Here is a 17,862-nt window from a genome sequence, read left to right as displayed (position 1 = left end):
TTAATAAACCCGTTGTGCATTATGATTTAGGGCTATAAATAAGTTGTTCATTACTCTGATAATCAGTAAACTGTTTTTACGACAAAACGATTTAGAATTAACAACCTATTAGCAAATTACGAAAGAATATTGGGAGTTTTAAGAGAAATATCAACAGAGCGGCAATTACCCATGCAACGCAGGCGCCCTTCGCTGAGCGATCTTGAGGAGATCAGCCTGAGTTTTTGTCCTATCGGTATCGAAAAGATTTCTGCCGGAATTTAATGAACATAAACTGGAAAACCATGGAAATAGACATCGTAACAAAGCAGGCTCATGCCTATTTCTTCCATTTCATCAGTTTTGCTAAGTGCAATGAGTTTCAGCCAGAATATTTTTGTTACACAAACGGAGGTTCCTCTCTTTAATTTTTAGGTGCAGCAAACGAAGATCAGATGATTATCAAATTATACCTTTTAACATTATTTGTTCAGTGCTTATTCAGTTCTTGCTCAGTAATCACTCAGTGTAGATTGTATCAATATTGACTGATTACTGTATAAAAATTGAGTAAAAAGTGCTATTAATTAAAATTTGGTATTAGGATGTTTCCGTTTTAATGTTTATCTTAATTATCTATAAACTAATCAGGTAACTATGGCAATCATCAAAAATGGCGTTAATGGGACTGTTTCCGGGAAAGCAGGTTCTGTTGTGTTTGTCTTAACGAAAACAGGAAATTATGTGCGTTCTCTCCCCCGCGTTAAAAAACGGGCACCTACACCTGAGCAGCTGCTCAGTAGAACACGCTTCAAAATTGTGAGGTCGCATATTAGTATGTTAAATTCCGTTATCAATATTGGTTATAAGGCATACAGCTATCCTAAGCGGGCATATGATGTGGCGATGTCTTATAATTTGAACGAAGCACTTATTCAAAAAGAAGACGATTTTGTAGTTGACTGGCAGAAATTTATGATTGCCAAAGGAAGCCCGAATCCCATCACTTCCTACACGATGGATTTCGATCAAGAAAATCAAGTGATTCGGGTTACCTGGGAATATGATTTCTATCTGGAGAAGAAGTTTAACACCAGGTCTTACGATTCCTTCTTAATCCTGTATAATGCAGAAGATAATGGGGCTGAATATCCACTTTTGATGAACGACTCGAAAGACAGCTTAATATCCGGCAAACAGAATGTTAAAATCCCGAAACTTAAAAAGGAAGTGACGTATGAAGTGTTTATCTTTTTTGTAGAGAGCTATGGTGGTGGTAATACAGACAGTATGCACCTGGGTAATATAAAGGTTTGAGCGGTATCATGTGTCATTATTCCAGGGTGAATGTAAACTGGAGTTACGACCTTTGAAACAGATTTAATAAATTAAAGAAAACCGTTGTGCATTATGATTTAGGGCTATAAATAAGTTGTTCATACTCTGATAATCAGTAAATTGTTTTTACGGCAAAACGATTTAGAATGAACAGCCTACTAGCAAATTACGCCAAATCATTGAAGGGTTCAAGACCAGAATTTTAACAAAGATTACCGCGATGACTGTCATTCAGTACATCAACAAAAATATATTCAACAGAAATATCAATAATTTAAAAATTAGCACTATTTAAAATGCACAACGGGTTTAATAATTATAATTTCAAAGAGATTATTTCAAACACTGAGACACTTGTAATTAAATATCTTTTATTATGATATGAATAGCTTTCAATCATAACATAAACTCAACGTGTCTTACGCACATTGGTTTTATGTGCTTTCCCACTTATATGAATGTAATAATCTTTTATGCGCTCCATAATTGCTAAAATTAAAATTACACTCAATACTATGAGCAACACTTTCTTAATTATATTATATTTATTTTTATGCTGTTGTTTTGATCTAGGAACTTTATTTTTAGTACTCTGAATTTTTCTTACCTGTTTCATTTTACAAAATTTTAAAATATCAATACATAAGAAAGCCCAAATGCCCTGGACTGATAATATGGAAGTATAATCTGTTCTTTGTCTCGATACTGTTTATTAAATACAGCACTTACCTTCGGGTATAGCCAATAAGCGAGCTCTGTAGAAAGAATTCCTACTCCTGCCCCCGCTACAACATCAGTCACCCAGTGTTTATTATTTATAATTCTGTAAACTCCTGTAAAAATAGCAAAGGGATAACCTGATAAGCTTAGTAAAGTATTGTAATCTCGGTATTCTCTGTACATAAAGTGCGCAGTGGAAAATGCGGTAGCTGCATGACCTGAAGGAAATGATTTCCTGTTCGATCCATCAGGACGCTCTTCTGCAATTATGTTTTTGGCGGGTGTAACTATAGCCGCTGAAATTAATTGCGAAGCGGTATAGATGATTGTTCTATCTTTGAAGTTATGTAAACCTTTAACTCCCGAAACGTTAAGTCCATAGACCATTACAGCGGGGAAATACTGCGTATAATTATCCCATACTGTCTGTGCTGGTTGTTCATGAGATACTTCTATTTTGGTACTTAGGTCCATTTTTTTTAATGCAGGAATCGCAAAACTTATTGCTCCTGCTGTAATCAACCCTAGCGGGATAATCATTTTTTTATAAGTGAGTTTATGTGACTCATTCCTATATTTCAAAGAATCCATCTGTATGTTATTTTTTTTGCTGTCTGGTGTTTGGGAGAAAGAGGTTGCTACATTTAAAATGGTTATGGTAATTAATACGCGGATCTTGCTTAAAGTCATTTGTTTTATATGTTAGTAATATTAAAAAAAACATATTTATCCCTGCTCTCCGTAAATTGGAAAGTAGAGATAAAATGTACCGTTAAAGGAAATTATTCGTCATCTCAATGATCTTCTGACTGATCATGAATCTTAAAACCTCTCAAAAAAATAGAGGAATATTGGAAAGACTAAAACTTCATACGTTGTATTCTAACAGCATTTAATATGGCGATCAGCGATACACCAACATCAGCAAAGACTGCTTCCCACATTGTAGCGATTCCGCCGGCCCCAAGTATCAATACAATGCCTTTTACCACAAATGCCAACGTGATATTTTGCCAAACAATCTTTTTTGTTACTTTACCAATATTGATGGCAATTGGAATTTTTGATGGTTTATCATCTTGGATAACAACATCGGCGGTTTCAATAGTAGCATCACTACCCAAGCCACCCATTGCGATCCCTACGTCACTTAGTGCAACCACAGGTGCATCATTGACACCGTCCCCCACAAAAGCTACTGTTTCATTTTTGGTTTTGATCTCTTTTACTTTGTTGACTTTATCTTCGGGCAATAGGTCTCCAAGTGCATTCTCTATACCTAACTGATCTGCAACATATTTCACTACTGTTGTTTTATCGCCACTTAACATGGTGACTTTAACATTTAGCTTGTGCAATTGTTCAATAGTTTTTTTCGAATCTTCTTTGATACTATCTGCAATCGTGATATACCCGACAAATAAACCACCAAAAGCAATGGCTATAGTAGTATAAACTATAGATGCCGGATCAATATCATAGTTGATACTAAACTTATCCATAAGTTTAAAGTTTCCAACCAAAAGTTCCTTACCATTGCTGGAAGCTCTCAACCCATGACCCGCTATTTCTTCTGTATCATGTAATGCAATGGAACTGTCGATTTCACCAACAAATTCGTGTATGGCAGTCGCCACAGGATGTGTACTGAGCCCTTCAATGGCATTTACAAGCTTAAGAATCTCCTCTCTATCAAATGTTGGATTGAGAACAACTTCCTGCACCTTAAAAACTCCTTCTGTCATTGTACCTGTTTTATCCATTACCACATTCTGAATCACTGCTATACTATCTAAAAAGTTACTTCCCTTAAATAATATACCATTGCGGCTCGCGGCACCGATTCCACCAAAATATCCCAATGGTATAGAAATTACCAAAGCACATGGACAGGAAATAACGAGGAATACCAAAGCCCGATAAAGCCAGTCATTAAAAATATAGGTGCTAACGACGAAATAGGGCACTAAGCAAATTGCTACGGCCATAAATACAACAATGGGGGTATATATTTTTGCAAATTTCCTGATAAACAATTCTGTTGGAGCTTTTTGGGAAGTTGCATTTTGTACCAGTTCCAAAATCTTACTAAGCTTACTATCTTGATATGCTGTCGTCACCTTGACTTGAATCACCGTATTCAAATTGATCATTCCTGCCAATACAGATTCTCCTTTATTCTTGGTGTCGGGCTTACTTTCGCCGGTGAGGGCTGCAGTATTGAAGGAAGCATTATCTGTCAATAATTCACCGTCAAGACCTAATTTCTCTCCTGGTTTCAACTGAAGTATAGCGCCCAGCTGAGCTTCTTCAGCCTTAATCACTCTCGGCTTATTATCTTCTAAAATGGTTACTTCGTCGGGACGCTGATCCAATAAAGCTTTGATATTACGTTGTGCCCTAGACACGGCTAGTGTCTGAAATACTTCTCCCACAGCATAAAACAGCATAACAGCGACACCTTCGGGATACTCTTCGATAAAAAAAGCACCGATCGTAGCAATACTCATAAGTAGAAACTCGGAGAATATCTCTCCTTTCAGAATACTTAAAATAGCATCTTTAACAACGGAAAATCCCACGATTGCATAAGTAAGAAGATACCATATAAATCGAACAGAGCCTTCAAACCACTGCTGTGGAATCCAGTTATCAAATGAGATTGCCAGTAATAATAAGATCAAGGATAAAACAGGCGGAAGAAACATCTTGAAGATACTACTTTCTCCCTCTGCATGATTGTGTCCATCATCATTACTATGTCCATGATCATGCCCATCGTCTTGTCGATGCCCTTCTTTTAGCAGGTTTTGTGCTCCTGCATTCTTATACACTTTTTCCGTTTGCGTACAACAGACTTGTCTGCCTTGTGCATCGTATTTGTGTTTATGTTCCATAAATTTTCTTTAATTTAGTTTATAATATTTTGCATTTTAATAGCGCAAAATGATTTCAGTGATGGTTCTTAATACGCTCTTTATATGGGGAACGATTGAATGCATCACAACGATAAAATTCTGATATTACATTTCATAATAAGTGTCGCTCTGCACTTTTACTGGTATTTCCTTTTCTCCAATCATTTCCAATAGATTAATCTCGATTGTCTGCGCCAATGCTGTCATCGGCGTATCTACAGGAGTATTCTCAAAAGGGTCTTGCATAATGATCGCTGTCTTTTCAATAGCGATAAACAGGGTCGGCATTAAAACAGTCATGACTATTTCAACAGTAAGCTGTGAATCATCTAATCCGAATGGCAGAATGGTCGCAAAAACATAAATTAGGGTATGTACCAGCAGACTGTAAGATCTTGGAAAAACGGTATTTTTTATACGTTCGCATTTACCCATACTATCACACAAACGAGCTATTGTTTCATTGAGTTGTACTTGTCTAAATTCTGTTATTATTTCCTCAGAAGACAGTTTTTTGATAGTTTCGGAATGCTTATCCAGCAAAGCATTAGGAATGTTTACAGCTCTGATTTGGTGGATATCGAGGTACGATTGAATCTTTCGTGAAAACTTTTCTTTACGTAAAGCTTGTCCCAAAGCATAAGTCCAGATAATTTGTCTTTCCGCAAATTGCTTAACTTCCTCTTTCGAATTTTCGGTTACAAATTGAATAAACTGTCTGATTAGCGTTCTAGAGTCATTTACTATAGCACCCCAAATTGTTCTCGCTTCCCACCATCTTTCATAAGATTGTGCTGTTCTAAATGCCATTAATAAGGAAACAACTGTCCCTACCATAGCGGGAACACTAAGGGGTAATGATACTTTTCTAAATATCGGATGCAAATCTAACAATCCCATGGTGACACCAAAGACACAGATCACCAAGAACTGAGATTTGATTTCATTTATAAAATACCAGATGGATATTTTTTTGTTTAATAACATAAAAACAATTTAATAAGTGAAAAAATATAGTCTGTTACTGACTAGATCAAGACTGGGAAACCAGCTACTAGTAATTGATCCCTCCATTTAAAATTTAATACAATTAGTACTGTCTTATTTTCCCAATCTATTCAAACAACCTCATTTATAGTGGTAAAATAGAAAAACTTATATCTAAGTTTTTCTATTTTACTACCAATATCAAAACTCACTTTTTTGTTTCAAACTTAATGTTCATGTCCTCCTGTATTACTCAACTTAGCATTGATAAAGAATGCACCTTTCGTAACGATCTTGGCATCTTTAGGAATTGTGGTCACTGGTGTGATCACCGTGTATCCCAGTTCTGAAATTCCTTTTGCTACTTCAATTTTTTCGAAATTCATTTTTGATTCCTGACCCTTATTTTCTGCGACATGATCGTGCTTTTCACCAGCTTGATGCGCATGCTCCTTTTCACTACTATAGTCATGATTTTTACCTTCCTGATGTGTGTGATTCGCTTGTTCATGATCACTTTCTTCGTGACCGGTTTCAGCTTCTTTATCCGTATGAACAAATACGTAAAACTTTCCATCGGCTTCCACTATGGCATCATTAGGTACTGTAGATGCCATAGTATTTGCTATACTGACCATACCTATTATGTTCATCCCATCAATCAGTCCTTTGCTGTTACCTACAATAGTACAATGGACAGCAATAGTTTTACTTTCACTCTCAAACGAAGAACCGATACTAAACACTTTAGCGCTATAATTGAGCTGCGGATTGTTGGTCACATTAAAATTGACCATTTGTCCAATCTTCATGTAAGGAAGATCTCTCTCAAAAATCTGTAAATCAAGATGTAACAAGCTATTATCTACAATCTCAACAACTGGTGAAGAGACATCAACATAGCTACCGATCTTCGCAAATTCATTGCTTATTGTTCCACTAACAGGACTTGTGACTACTAACGCTGCTCTTAAATTGCCGGCAGTAATACCAGAAGGATTAATACCCATCAACTGTATTTGTTTTTGCAGGGATGCTCTACGTACCAATAATGTACTGACCTCAGCTGTAGCAGACTGAAGATTTTTCAAAGCTCCAGCGTTACCTTGGTTTAGTTCCTTTTGACGCTGTAATTCCTGCTGTGCCAAAGTGATTCTGCTATCAATTGAAATATACTCTTCCTGTAATTGTATAAATTGTGGATTTTCAATGGTAGCAATTACTTGACCTTTGCGTACATAATCTCCCAATTGAACACGTAAGCTTTTAATAACACCACCATAAAGTGATGTTGCATTCGCTTTCTTATTATTTGGCACTCTCAACGCACCATTGGCCTTTATTGTAGCTGTAAGGTTTTTATCTTCAACTATTCCAAGTGTAATTCCTACAGCTTTGATCTGATCCTGTGTGAGTGATGCTATAGTTGAAGATTCTTCATCGCCATGCCCTTCTTCTTTCGGTGCCTCAGGTTTCTTTACTTCTGACACCTTAGTACTGTCTGCTCCTTTTTGAGTTTTATCCCCACAACTATTAAGAAATGTGATGAGAATAGCTGTAGCTAATAATTTTCCTATGAATTTCATTGTTTCTTATTTGTTATCGTAGTAATTGAATTGAATAGCTGATTGATTGAACTGATTCAATACATCCAGGTAATTTTGGCGAATGCCTATCGCTTGATTAAAGAACTGCCCCAATTCAGCAAAACTGATCTCCCCTGTTCTGTAGCTCAGGCTAGCAGCATTGATTATTTCTTCAGATTGCCGCAACCCCATTGTTTCATAGAAATTTAACAGGGAAAGATTTTTCTCTATTTCAGCGATAGCAGATGTTCTTTGTGTTTGCAACTGTTGCGTTTGGTAGGAAAGCGTTTTTTCTTCGATTTCTTTTTCCGCAACAGCCACCTTTACTTTATTACGATATGCTCCAGTACCGAACACAGGAAAAGAAGCCATGACAGAAAATCCTGTATATGGATTTTTAGCTCCCCATAAACGTTGACTAAATATACGACCTGAAAACTCCGGTTTATTGGTGTTTTTCTGAATATTAATATTAGAAGCCGCAATATTTACATTTTGCTCCTGCACAGCCAGAAGGGGATGTAATCCACTATTTTCCGACAACTCTATATTAATTTTTTCAAGTGGCTGTGCTAGTGGCAACAACCATTCGTTTTGGTTTAAAAGCATCATGAGCTGCTGCTGTTGCACGGTCATTTCCTTTTTATTTTGAGCAATAAAAGCTTGCAGTTCCCGAAGCTTTGCTTCAGCTGCTATCTGATCCAATTTGGCAACATCACCGGTTCTAACCCGTACTTCTGTCGTTTTAAATAACAAAGAATAAATACTATCTAACCTTTGAAAAAGAATTTCTTTATCCTGCAAATACCAAAGTTGATAATAGACCGTTCTAACATCTCTTTTTATAGTCGTATTGAGCACATTCGTATTGAGCTCTGTAGATTTCAGTTGCTGTTTGAAATAATTTTTACGAGCCGCGTATAATCCTGGCCATGCAATACTTTGAGACACCCCAATTTTTAAAACACCAACTTTGTCAGATGGACGATAATCTTCATTTTCTGCAAATACGCCAGTTTTAGGAATATCGTTAGCTGTTTTTATATTTAATGAAGCACTACGTATCTGAGCCGTATTGACTTCCAATTGACGATTTCCAATCAATGCTGTTCTTACAGCATTATCAACGGTAATTCGTTGCTGTGCATAAACAGATGAAATGCTTCCTAACCCGAGTACAAAAATCAGTACTGAGGTTTTCATATTCTTTTTTCCTTTCATATTTAATTTCGAATTAAAAATGATATACAACAATGGCAATACAAATAATGTTAGAAAAGTAGCTGTGATCAATCCACCAATGACAACTGTTGCCAACGGTTTTTGAACCTCCGCACCAGCGCTTGTACTGATAGCCATCGGTAAAAAACCGAGAGAAGCCACCATCGCAGTCATCAATACGGGACGAAGCCTTGCGATAGTCCCTTCTTTAACCCGCTGAAAGACGTCCATCATACCTTCTTTTTCTAATTGATTGAAAGTGCCGATCAAGACGATACCATTAAGTACCGCGACACCAAACAGTGCAATAAAACCAATTCCGGCGCTGATACTAAATGGCATACCTCGCAACATCAAAGCAAAAACACCTCCGATAGCACTCATCGGAATTGCAGTAAAGATCAATGTTGCTTGTTTAAATGAATGAAAAGTGAAATACAGTAACATAAAAATAAGCATCAAGGATATCGGTACTGCAATCAGTAAACGATCACTTGCTTTCTTCAGGTTTTCAAATTGCCCACCATAAGTGAAATAATACCCAGGTGGCAGCTTAATTTTTACGGATAACTGCTGCTGTATTTCTTGGACTACACTTTGCACATCTCTACCCGAGACGTTAAATCCGATTACAATTCTACGTTTTCCTGCTTCACGACTTATTTGAGCTGGACCTAACTTGTAATTTATATTGGCTACTTGGGACAGTGGAATCTGTATATTTTTAGCTGTTGGAATCATCAGATTGCTTACATCTTCAATATTACCTCTATTTGCACTGTCGAGTCTAACAACCAAGTCAAAACGTCTTTCGTTTTCATATACTTGTCCAGCACTCTTTCCTGCAAAAGCAGTGCTGACCACATCGTTTACATCTTGTATGGTCAGTCCGTAATTTGCGATTCTTGTACGATCATATTCAATGTTGATCTGAGGAAGACCACCTACACGCTCCACTTGTGGAGAAGTCGCCCCCTGCACACTTTGAATCACGGTACTTACCTGTTGCGCATATGAGGCTAGTGTATCGATATTTTCGCCAAATATTTTGACCGCAACATCTTGTCTTATTCCTGTCATCAACTCATTGAAACGCATTTGAATGGGTTGATTCTTTTCAAAAAACACCCCTGGGATAACTTCAAGTTTTTCCATGATGGCGTCCGCCAATTCAGGATATGTTCTTTTAGATTTCCATTCACTTTGCGGCTTCAGTACAACCATTAGATCGGTTGCCTCTGGCGGCATAGGATCGGTGGGTACTTCGGCAGCACCTGTTTTTCCCACCACCATTTTGACTTCATCAAACTGCTTAATTATACGGGATGCCTGCATGGAAGTTTCTATACTTTGATTCAATGAACTTCCCTGCGGGAGTATACAGTGAAAAGCATAATCACCTTCTTGTAGTTGCGGTATAAATTCCCCCCCCATTCTACTGAAGGCAACAAGTGAAAGCACAAATAATCCTATTGCAGATCCCACTATTAGATACTTGATTCTGATTGCTTTCTGTAACAATGGTTGATATAACCTTTGTAACATATCCATCATTTTATCACTAAATGTTTTTTTGTGATTTGGTTTTTTTGAAAGAATTAAAGCACACATCATTGGAATGTATGTTAAAGAAAGTATCAATGCTCCAAAAATTGCAAAACCAACTGTTTGCGCCATTGGGCGAAACATTTTACCTTCTACTCCGACCAAAGTAAGAATGGGAATGTATACGATCAAGATAATAATCTCTCCAAAAGCTGCACTAGTTCGTATTTTAGATGCTGATAAAAAAACCTCATCATCCATTTCGTTTTGCGTGAGCTTATTCACCGACTTTCTAAGTCCTAGATGATGCATGGTTGCTTCAACCACAATGACGGCTCCATCGACAATAAGTCCAAAATCTATCGCGCCCAAACTCATTAGATTGGCACTTACACCAAAAACATTCATCATTCCTAATGCAAATAACAACGCGAGTGGAATAGCAGAAGCCACAATTAATCCTGCGCGGAAATTACCAAGGAATAGTACCAGTACAAAAATTACGATCAATGCACCTTCAATCAAATTCTTCTCGACAGTGCTGATGGCACGACCTACCAAATCAGTTCGATCCAAATACGGTTCAATCGTGACATCATCAGGTAGCGATTTTTGGATCGTGGGAAGCTTTTCCTTTATACGTTTAACAACCTCATTACTATTTTCGCCCTTCAACATCATCACCACACCTCCTACAGCATCTACTTCACCGTTGTAAGTCAGCGCACCGTAACGCACGGCACTGCCAAATCTAACATCAGCCACATCACGCACATATATAGGTACGGCGCCCGAGCTCTTGACGACAATTTGCTTAACATCGTCTAATGAAGTGACCAAACCTATTCCTCTAATGAAATATGCATTTGGTTTTTTATCAATGTATGCACCACCTGTATTTTGATTATTCTTTTCCAGTGCTGTGAAAATTTCGGGAATACTAACTCCCATGGCTTTCAGTTTGTCTGGATTAACGGCCACTTCGTATTGTTTTAATTGCCCTCCGAAGCTATTTACTTCAGCAATGCCTGGAGTACCATATAACTGTCTAGCGACGATCCAATCCTGCATCGTACGCAGGTCTTTTGCATTGTATTTTTTTTCACTTCCTTTTTTAGGATGAATGATATATTGATAAACCTCTCCTAGTCCAGTACTTACGGGTGCCATTTCTGGACTTCCAATACCCGGAGGAATTTTATCAACAGCTTCTTTTAATCGTTCATTGATAAGCTGTCTTGCAAAATAGATATCGACATCCTCTTCAAAAACGACCGTAATTACTGAAAGACCAAATCTGGAAATACTACGTATTTCTTCTATTTTTGGAACTGTAGCGATACTTTGTTCTATAGGAAATGTGACTAGCTGTTCGACTTCCTGTCCTGCCAATGTCGGGCAGGAGGTAAATATCTGAACCTGATTGTTTGTAATGTCAGGAACAGCATCTATGGGTAATTTTGTTGCGCTCCACGCTCCCCATATGATAAGCAACAAAGTCATTATACCTACAATGATCTTGTTCTTGATACTAAATTTAATAATACGATCTAACACAATGTATTTAGTTATTTTAACGCTTAATAAAATAATTAATCCTTTTCCTAGGATGGGAAAATTGAAAGATCAATCCAAAGCACAGCTTTAGAATTCAGCAAATCGCTATGCGATTTTGGGTGAATACATACATTACACCATACGCTTTTACACATATAGTACACAGTGGTCTGAAATAATCTAAAAAAAATTAAGCGTTAAATTTTGGCGGTTGCCATATGCTTCCTGAGAAACCGGAAACAACGAAATAGTTACCTATAATGATTTTTTTAACTTTAAATTCTTGTATAGGAATAACAAATTGTGGTAAGTCAAATTTAAATGTAGTTATAGTAATACCACAACATGAACATTGACAAAAAGGAGCACAATAATCATCTCGATCTTCATCATGACTGTGTTGTGCTTCTTGAGAAGAATTATTTGAGGTTTTACAACTATTACTTGCATCACTGCACGGAACACTAAAAAGTGCTGCAATGTAAATTAGTAATATAGTTGCTATCCATCTCATTATGTTATCAAATGTAGAAAATATTTTCATGCAATAGTATTGCATAAAAATATTTTTTTAAAATTTATGATCCATTTATTACAGAATTGCAATACCCACTTTACTTTTGATAAGATTAATATCCTATCCGCCATAGATAGCAATACCTTTTTCTTGTAACACATATCCCTTCCATGCCATGAGGATATAATTTTCAGAAACCCAATTGCCTTCACCTTTTTTTTCCAATACAATACCTTTATTGGAATTAGGTAAAAAAACTTCAGCTTTAGCATTGTCCGAACTAAAGTACACATAGGCTTTTTTACCGTCAGTTCTTGTTCCTTCTTTTAAGGGGTTTAAGGTAGTTTTTAAAGTCGCTAATGTAATACATCTCTGTTCCAACTCAGAATATGATTTTCCCTCTTCAAACAAACAAGCATCTTTTTGTTCTGCACAATCACTTTTTACCAAAGGCATAGTGGAAGTAAAATTCAAATGCTTTATATCTTTGAAAGCTGTACCTTCAGCATTCATATCGCCATATCCTTCTATCAAAGTATCCTTGCTTACTTTAAATGCAACTTGTCTAACAGACTCCATTCCTTCTGATTGAAATGTATAATCTGCAAGTAATATATCTCCTTCCAATTTTCCAATGAAAGTTCCGATATTTTTATCTTTCTCTGCAAATGCATAAGTTAAGTTTCCTTTACATATTGCTCCTATTTCGGTAAATTCCATAGAAATATGATTTTTACCATCATCATAAACATAACACGCCGGTTCTGAGAAAGTAACAGTCTTATTTGTCAATTCTTGGACAGCTGTGTTAACACTTTCAGTTTTAGAATCTCTATTTCGGCAACTGATCATCGTCAAAAGGACAAATGATACTGCGATTATTTTTTTCATATTTTCTGATATTAAAGTTATTAACAGATTTCTTAAAATAATTATAATTTCTAAAAACCCCAGCTCATGAAATAACAACTGTTTAGTCAATTAAACATAAAAACAGTACAGTTTTTTTAAAACCTGTACTGCTTTTAATTACTTAATAACCGTTAAATAGACCTGTTGCTTTCCTGCTCCTAGTTTTACGTTCGGAAATTGTCTGTCATAGTCAATTGTAATATCTCCCTTTTCGACTTTTCCATTACCGTCTGAATCCCATTTGACGGTAACATAATATTTGACTCCTTCATGGGCGGCTATAGCAGGTTTTATATGTGATTTATGATCTTTTGGTAAAACAAAGTCAATCGTAAAAGGAACTCCAGATTGTTGAATATTTTTTTCTTCTAGTAGTGTCGCAGGGACATCAGCTATATTCTCTGCAACAGCATACAACTGTACTTTACCTTCTGGATTTTTTATATTTAACGGTGTTGAACCAATAAATTCCACCGTTAGGGAATCACCCGTTTTAGTATCATCGCTTCCTTTGTTCGCAGATGTACAGCTTGCGAAGATAGACAAAGGGAAAGCTGCCATAAAAATCATGCTTTTCATATATCACTTTATTTAAACACTGCTACATTAAACTCTCAACATGATAATTGAAAGACCAACAGTGTATGTATTTCTACAGCTCTACACCCAAATATTATACCAAATACCTTAAACATTCTTAACAAATAAACATTATCATTAATTTACAACATCCCTTTTTAAATTAATCTTCTGATTAGGTTTTAATTGCAGTTGGTAAATATATTTACCGTTAACTTCCTTGATCAATTTTGCGTCTTTAAGTGCAGTTGCACTTAAAAGCTGAATAGTCTGATGCTCTAAAGATCTTAAAACAACAGATTCAACCTGCTTATTTTTCCATATCAATTCGTGAATCAAAATGTTTCCTCTAGCTTTCAATCCTTTAATTTTACCATCTTTCCAATTATCTGGCAATGCTGGCAATAACTCGATCATATTATTCTGTGATTGTACGATCATTTCACTAACAGCGGCAACATAACCTAAGTTACCATCAATCTGAAATGGTGGATGTGCGCAAAGCAGATTCGCGTATACCCCACCGCCGTTATCGTAATCTATCCCTTCACCTCCTACGAGATTAATAAAATTTTTCAAGATCAGGTAAGCATGATTACCATCTTGTAACCTAGCCCAAAATGCTACTTTCCAAGCCATAGACCATCCTGTAGATTCATCTCCTCGCGCATTTAGTGTTACTTTTGCCGCATTAGCTAATTCTGGAGTTTCCCATTTAGATATTTGTCGTCCTGGATATAGGCCAAACAAATGAGAAACATGTCTATGCTTATCATTAGGATCATCACGGTCGGTTTCCCACTCTTGCAACTGCCCCCATTTTCCAATTTTTGGTTTTAATAATGCATTGCGAAGTGTTTCGATATGCTTGCCATATGCTTTATCAATTTGTAAAATTTGACAGGCCTCAACATAATTCGTAAAAAGGTCGAAAATGATCTGATGATCGTAACTCACAGCATCTTCGGTAGGTCCGTGTTCAGGTGACCAGCCCATGGGGGCCACTACAGTTCCATCATCACGACGAACAAGTCTATCATCCCAAAATTGACATATTTCCTTTAATATTGGATAAGCAAAATCTCTTAAATACGCTTTGTCACGATTAAATGCATAGTGTTCCCAAAGTGCCTGCGCGTACCATGCACTGCCTGGTGTATTCCAGGAGAAGCTTTCTCCTCCAAAAATATTATTTTCAGTACGAACCGTCCAACCGCGAACACCTGGAAATTCTTTTTGTGTATTTTCCTTCTTTACTTCGCGCATACTATTGATGTAATCCAGATATGGCCATGCAGATTCGCTTAGATTTGCAACCTCAGCAGGCCAATAGTTCATTTGCACATTGATATTGGAATGGTAATCTGATCGCCATGGAGGGGTATTACTATTATTCCATAATCCCTGTAAATTGGCGGGTAATCCGCCCTTACGAGAAGAGCTTATAAGCAGGTAGCGCCCATACTGATAGATCAGAGATTCTAGCGCAGGTGATGGCTTTTGCTTATAGTGCTGCAGCAGTTTTTTTGTCGTTAGCTCCTGCGATAAATCTTCAGTCCCCAATTGTAACTGTACTCGAGCGAAAAGTGATGGATAATCTTTTAAGTGTCTAGTTAGTAATTGATCAAAATGATATTTAGCAGCCTCTTGAATATATCTCTTGTTCGCTTCTAATGGCTTTTCATTTGCTTTCCAATTCGTAGACCGAGTATTGGCATAATCTGTTGCCGCACTCAAAAGTATAACTATTTTATCTGCCGATTGAACCTGGATAAATATTTCGCCATCCTCTCCTTTTGTCTCCAAAACCTCTCCCCCTTCCGTTTTTACGTGGAGGCGTGCAGCATATTCCATACCATTCGAAAGTACACCGCTGAACACCAAATCGCCTGCTATCGATTTTGTTAGTTTGCCGTGACTATCTTTAAGTCTGATGGTTGCATTTAATGATTTTTTATTTTCATTTGTGTATTCCATTACCATCACCTGGTCCGGATTACTGGCGAAGTATCTGCGACTTCTTTTTTGATTACCTTGATTGTATGTGATATGGTGTAAGGCCTGATCTAAATCTAATTTTCGGCTATAGTTTGAGAAAGGTTTTGCTCCAACCTGTCCAAATTCAATAAACACCTCACCAAAAGCCTGATATTCCCCGGTTTCCTGTTCGTTACCGGTCCATAAACTGTTCTCATTAAATTGAATATGTTCCTTATTCACTCCTCCAAATATCATGGCACCAATACGACCATTTCCAATCGGATAAGCTTCAGTCATCCAATCCTTAGCAGGTTGATCATCCCATAGAAAATACTGCTGACCATAAACATTCGTTTTTACAAAAAATATCAATACTAGAATGAATATATATGCTCTTTGTGATTTTAACATAAAAAATAGATTTATTGGGCTAGGCCCAAGGGTGAAAAAACAATGTAAATCGCTATCATCACTAAAATTAGGATGGTACCGACCAAATGCCTTCCTTTCCAATAGGAAGTACGATCCAATCCTGAAAATTCAAATTGAAAAGTGGATTTATAATGAGGTTGTGTTAATTTACTGCCTATCCAGATAATAATTGCTATAATGACAAATAATAAGGCAAATAAATGCAAATAATGCAGGTCTAGTTTCCAAATAAACACAAGGGTAAAATAGCTGATCATATATAAAAACAGTCCCAGTTGAGCCATCGCTGGAGTTACCCTTTGGGATAAAATACCCATCATCATGATTGTAAAAATAGGCATATTAAAAAGTCCTGAAACCGTCTGCAAATACGTATAGAAACCATCATGTGCAAAAAGGATAAAAGGTGCAATAAACATGGCTGACAAAGAAATGATGAGTTCAAAATATTTGCCTTTTTTTACGAGCTGGCTTTCCGACACGATGATATTACATTGCTCCAGATAAGGTTTATAGATATTAAATATAAATAAACTACCGCAACTTTGTAATCCCGCAGTGTATGTCGTCATAGCGGCACCAAAAACAAGTGCCAGTGAAAAACCAACAAGAATATCAGGGAAAATATGAACAATCAGATTAGGAAATACAGATGCCGAGGGCTCAACTTTTGGCAATAGATGTATGGCTAGAAGTCCTGGAAGATTAATAAGCAAGGGCATCAATAATTTGCCCCCTGCGGCCAGTGTCATTCCTTTCTGTGCTTCCTTTAAATTTTTTGCACTTAAAGTTTGTTGCGCGATGTATGGCTCCATACCCCAGTAGTAGAAATTGATCAGTAACATGCCGGTAAAGAGCGTAGAAAAAGGTACCGCATCGTGTTTATCTCCCACAGCATTCAAGTGCTCTGTTTTATTAAGAAATACTTGCTGAACTCCTTCCCATATGTTTCCACTGCCCAGATACCAGAATGCATATACTGGAATTATCAGAGCAAGTAAAAACAGTCCCAAACCTAAACTGACATCAGATAAAGAAATTAATTTCAATCCACCTAATATGCTATAAAGGCTACCGATAATTCCTAAAGCCCAGACAAGTACCCAGATACTTTGCCAATAACTAATCTGAAAATAGGCAGGTACATCAAACATGATTGCCAAACTTAACGCCCCTCCATACAAAACTGGAGGTAACAAATTCACGATGTAGCCAACAAGGATAAGTACGGAAACGATTAACTTAGTCTTCGCATTAAATCTCAGGGATAGAAAATCGGGTATGGTTCGAAAACCATGTTTGAAATAAATCGGTAACAGAAACTCCGAAACGACTAACATGGCGACCACCGAACTCACCCCCCATCCAATAACAGATAAGTTGTTTATATAAACAGATTCGTTTTCACCAATAAATTGATTTGCACTTAGGTTGGTCAACAGAAGTGCAGATCCAACCATCCAGAAGCTATTACTTTTACCGGCTAGAAAAAAACCGCTTAATGTAGTCGTATAATACGATTTATACTTTAACAGAGACCATAATGCTACTAAAACCGTAAAAAAGCAAAAACTTGCAACTATCATATCAA

12 protein-coding genes and 1 pseudogene are annotated in these 17,862 nt (G+C 36.8%); 2 read left to right on the top strand and 11 right to left on the bottom strand.

Translation table 11 applies throughout. The features are described from left to right. Window positions 1–636 precede the first annotated feature (636 nt). Window positions 637–1,296 carry a DUF6266 family protein gene (locus JAZ75_RS18185; RefSeq protein WP_208697290.1) on the top strand — a complete coding sequence of 220 codons (660 nt, stop codon included), beginning with the start codon at window positions 637–639 and terminating at the stop codon, window positions 1,294–1,296. A gap of 202 nt (window positions 1,297–1,498) precedes the next feature. Then, window positions 1,499–1,612: pseudogene (locus JAZ75_RS18180) on the top strand (IS982 family transposase); the annotation flags it as partial. A gap of 114 nt (window positions 1,613–1,726) precedes the next feature. Here the strand turns inward: JAZ75_RS18180 and JAZ75_RS18175 are convergent. The 11 genes from JAZ75_RS18175 to JAZ75_RS18125 form a co-directional block, all read right to left on the bottom strand. Next, window positions 1,727–1,933 carry a hypothetical protein gene (locus JAZ75_RS18175; protein ID WP_021191155.1) on the bottom strand — a complete coding sequence of 69 codons (207 nt, stop codon included), beginning with the start codon at window positions 1,931–1,933 and terminating at the stop codon, window positions 1,727–1,729. 11 nt (window positions 1,934–1,944) lie between these two features. After that, window positions 1,945–2,727, bottom strand: a complete 783-nt coding sequence (locus JAZ75_RS18170) for a phosphatase PAP2 family protein (RefSeq protein WP_208697288.1) — start codon at window positions 2,725–2,727, stop codon at window positions 1,945–1,947. 170 nt (window positions 2,728–2,897) lie between these two features. Continuing rightward, window positions 2,898–4,934 carry a heavy metal translocating P-type ATPase gene (locus tag JAZ75_RS18165; protein WP_208697287.1) on the bottom strand — a complete coding sequence of 679 codons (2,037 nt, stop codon included), beginning with the start codon at window positions 4,932–4,934 and terminating at the stop codon, window positions 2,898–2,900. Window positions 4,935–5,060: 126 nt separating this feature from the next. After that, window positions 5,061–5,942 carry a bestrophin family protein gene (locus JAZ75_RS18160; RefSeq protein ID WP_208697285.1) on the bottom strand — a complete coding sequence of 294 codons (882 nt, stop codon included), beginning with the start codon at window positions 5,940–5,942 and terminating at the stop codon, window positions 5,061–5,063. 227 nt (window positions 5,943–6,169) lie between these two features. Further along, the gene (locus tag JAZ75_RS18155) at window positions 6,170–7,528 is read right to left on the bottom strand and encodes an efflux RND transporter periplasmic adaptor subunit (protein ID WP_208697282.1); all 1,359 of its coding nucleotides are present in this window, start codon (window positions 7,526–7,528) and stop codon (window positions 6,170–6,172) included. Window positions 7,529–7,534: 6 nt separating this feature from the next. Then, entirely contained in the window at window positions 7,535–11,851 is a 4,317-nt protein-coding gene (locus JAZ75_RS18150) for a CusA/CzcA family heavy metal efflux RND transporter (protein WP_208697280.1), read from the bottom strand. 190 nt (window positions 11,852–12,041) lie between these two features. Then, on the bottom strand, window positions 12,042–12,395 hold the full coding sequence (locus JAZ75_RS18145; protein WP_021191151.1) for a DUF6660 family protein: 354 nt from the start codon (window positions 12,393–12,395) through the stop codon (window positions 12,042–12,044). A gap of 93 nt (window positions 12,396–12,488) precedes the next feature. Beyond that, on the bottom strand, window positions 12,489–13,259 hold the full coding sequence (locus JAZ75_RS18140; protein ID WP_208697278.1) for a hypothetical protein: 771 nt from the start codon (window positions 13,257–13,259) through the stop codon (window positions 12,489–12,491). Between the two features lie 138 nt (window positions 13,260–13,397). Further along, a complete protein-coding gene (locus tag JAZ75_RS18135; protein ID WP_021191149.1) occupies window positions 13,398–13,859 on the bottom strand; it encodes a hypothetical protein in 462 nt (153 codons plus the stop codon). 138 nt (window positions 13,860–13,997) lie between these two features. Beyond that, window positions 13,998–16,250, bottom strand: coding sequence for a glycosyl hydrolase family 95 catalytic domain-containing protein (locus tag JAZ75_RS18130; RefSeq protein ID WP_208697276.1), 2,253 nt, complete (start codon window positions 16,248–16,250; stop codon window positions 13,998–14,000). A gap of 11 nt (window positions 16,251–16,261) precedes the next feature. After that, a complete protein-coding gene (locus JAZ75_RS18125; protein WP_208697274.1) occupies window positions 16,262–17,857 on the bottom strand; it encodes a solute:sodium symporter family transporter in 1,596 nt (531 codons plus the stop codon). Between the last annotated feature and the right edge of the window lie 5 nt (window positions 17,858–17,862).

Source organism: Sphingobacterium sp. UDSM-2020 (assembly GCF_016132525.1).
GTDB classification, from domain to species: domain Bacteria; phylum Bacteroidota; class Bacteroidia; order Sphingobacteriales; family Sphingobacteriaceae; genus Sphingobacterium; species Sphingobacterium anhuiense.
The sequence above is the reverse complement of the archived record's forward strand: the minus strand, read 5'-3'. Positions and strand labels throughout refer to the sequence as shown.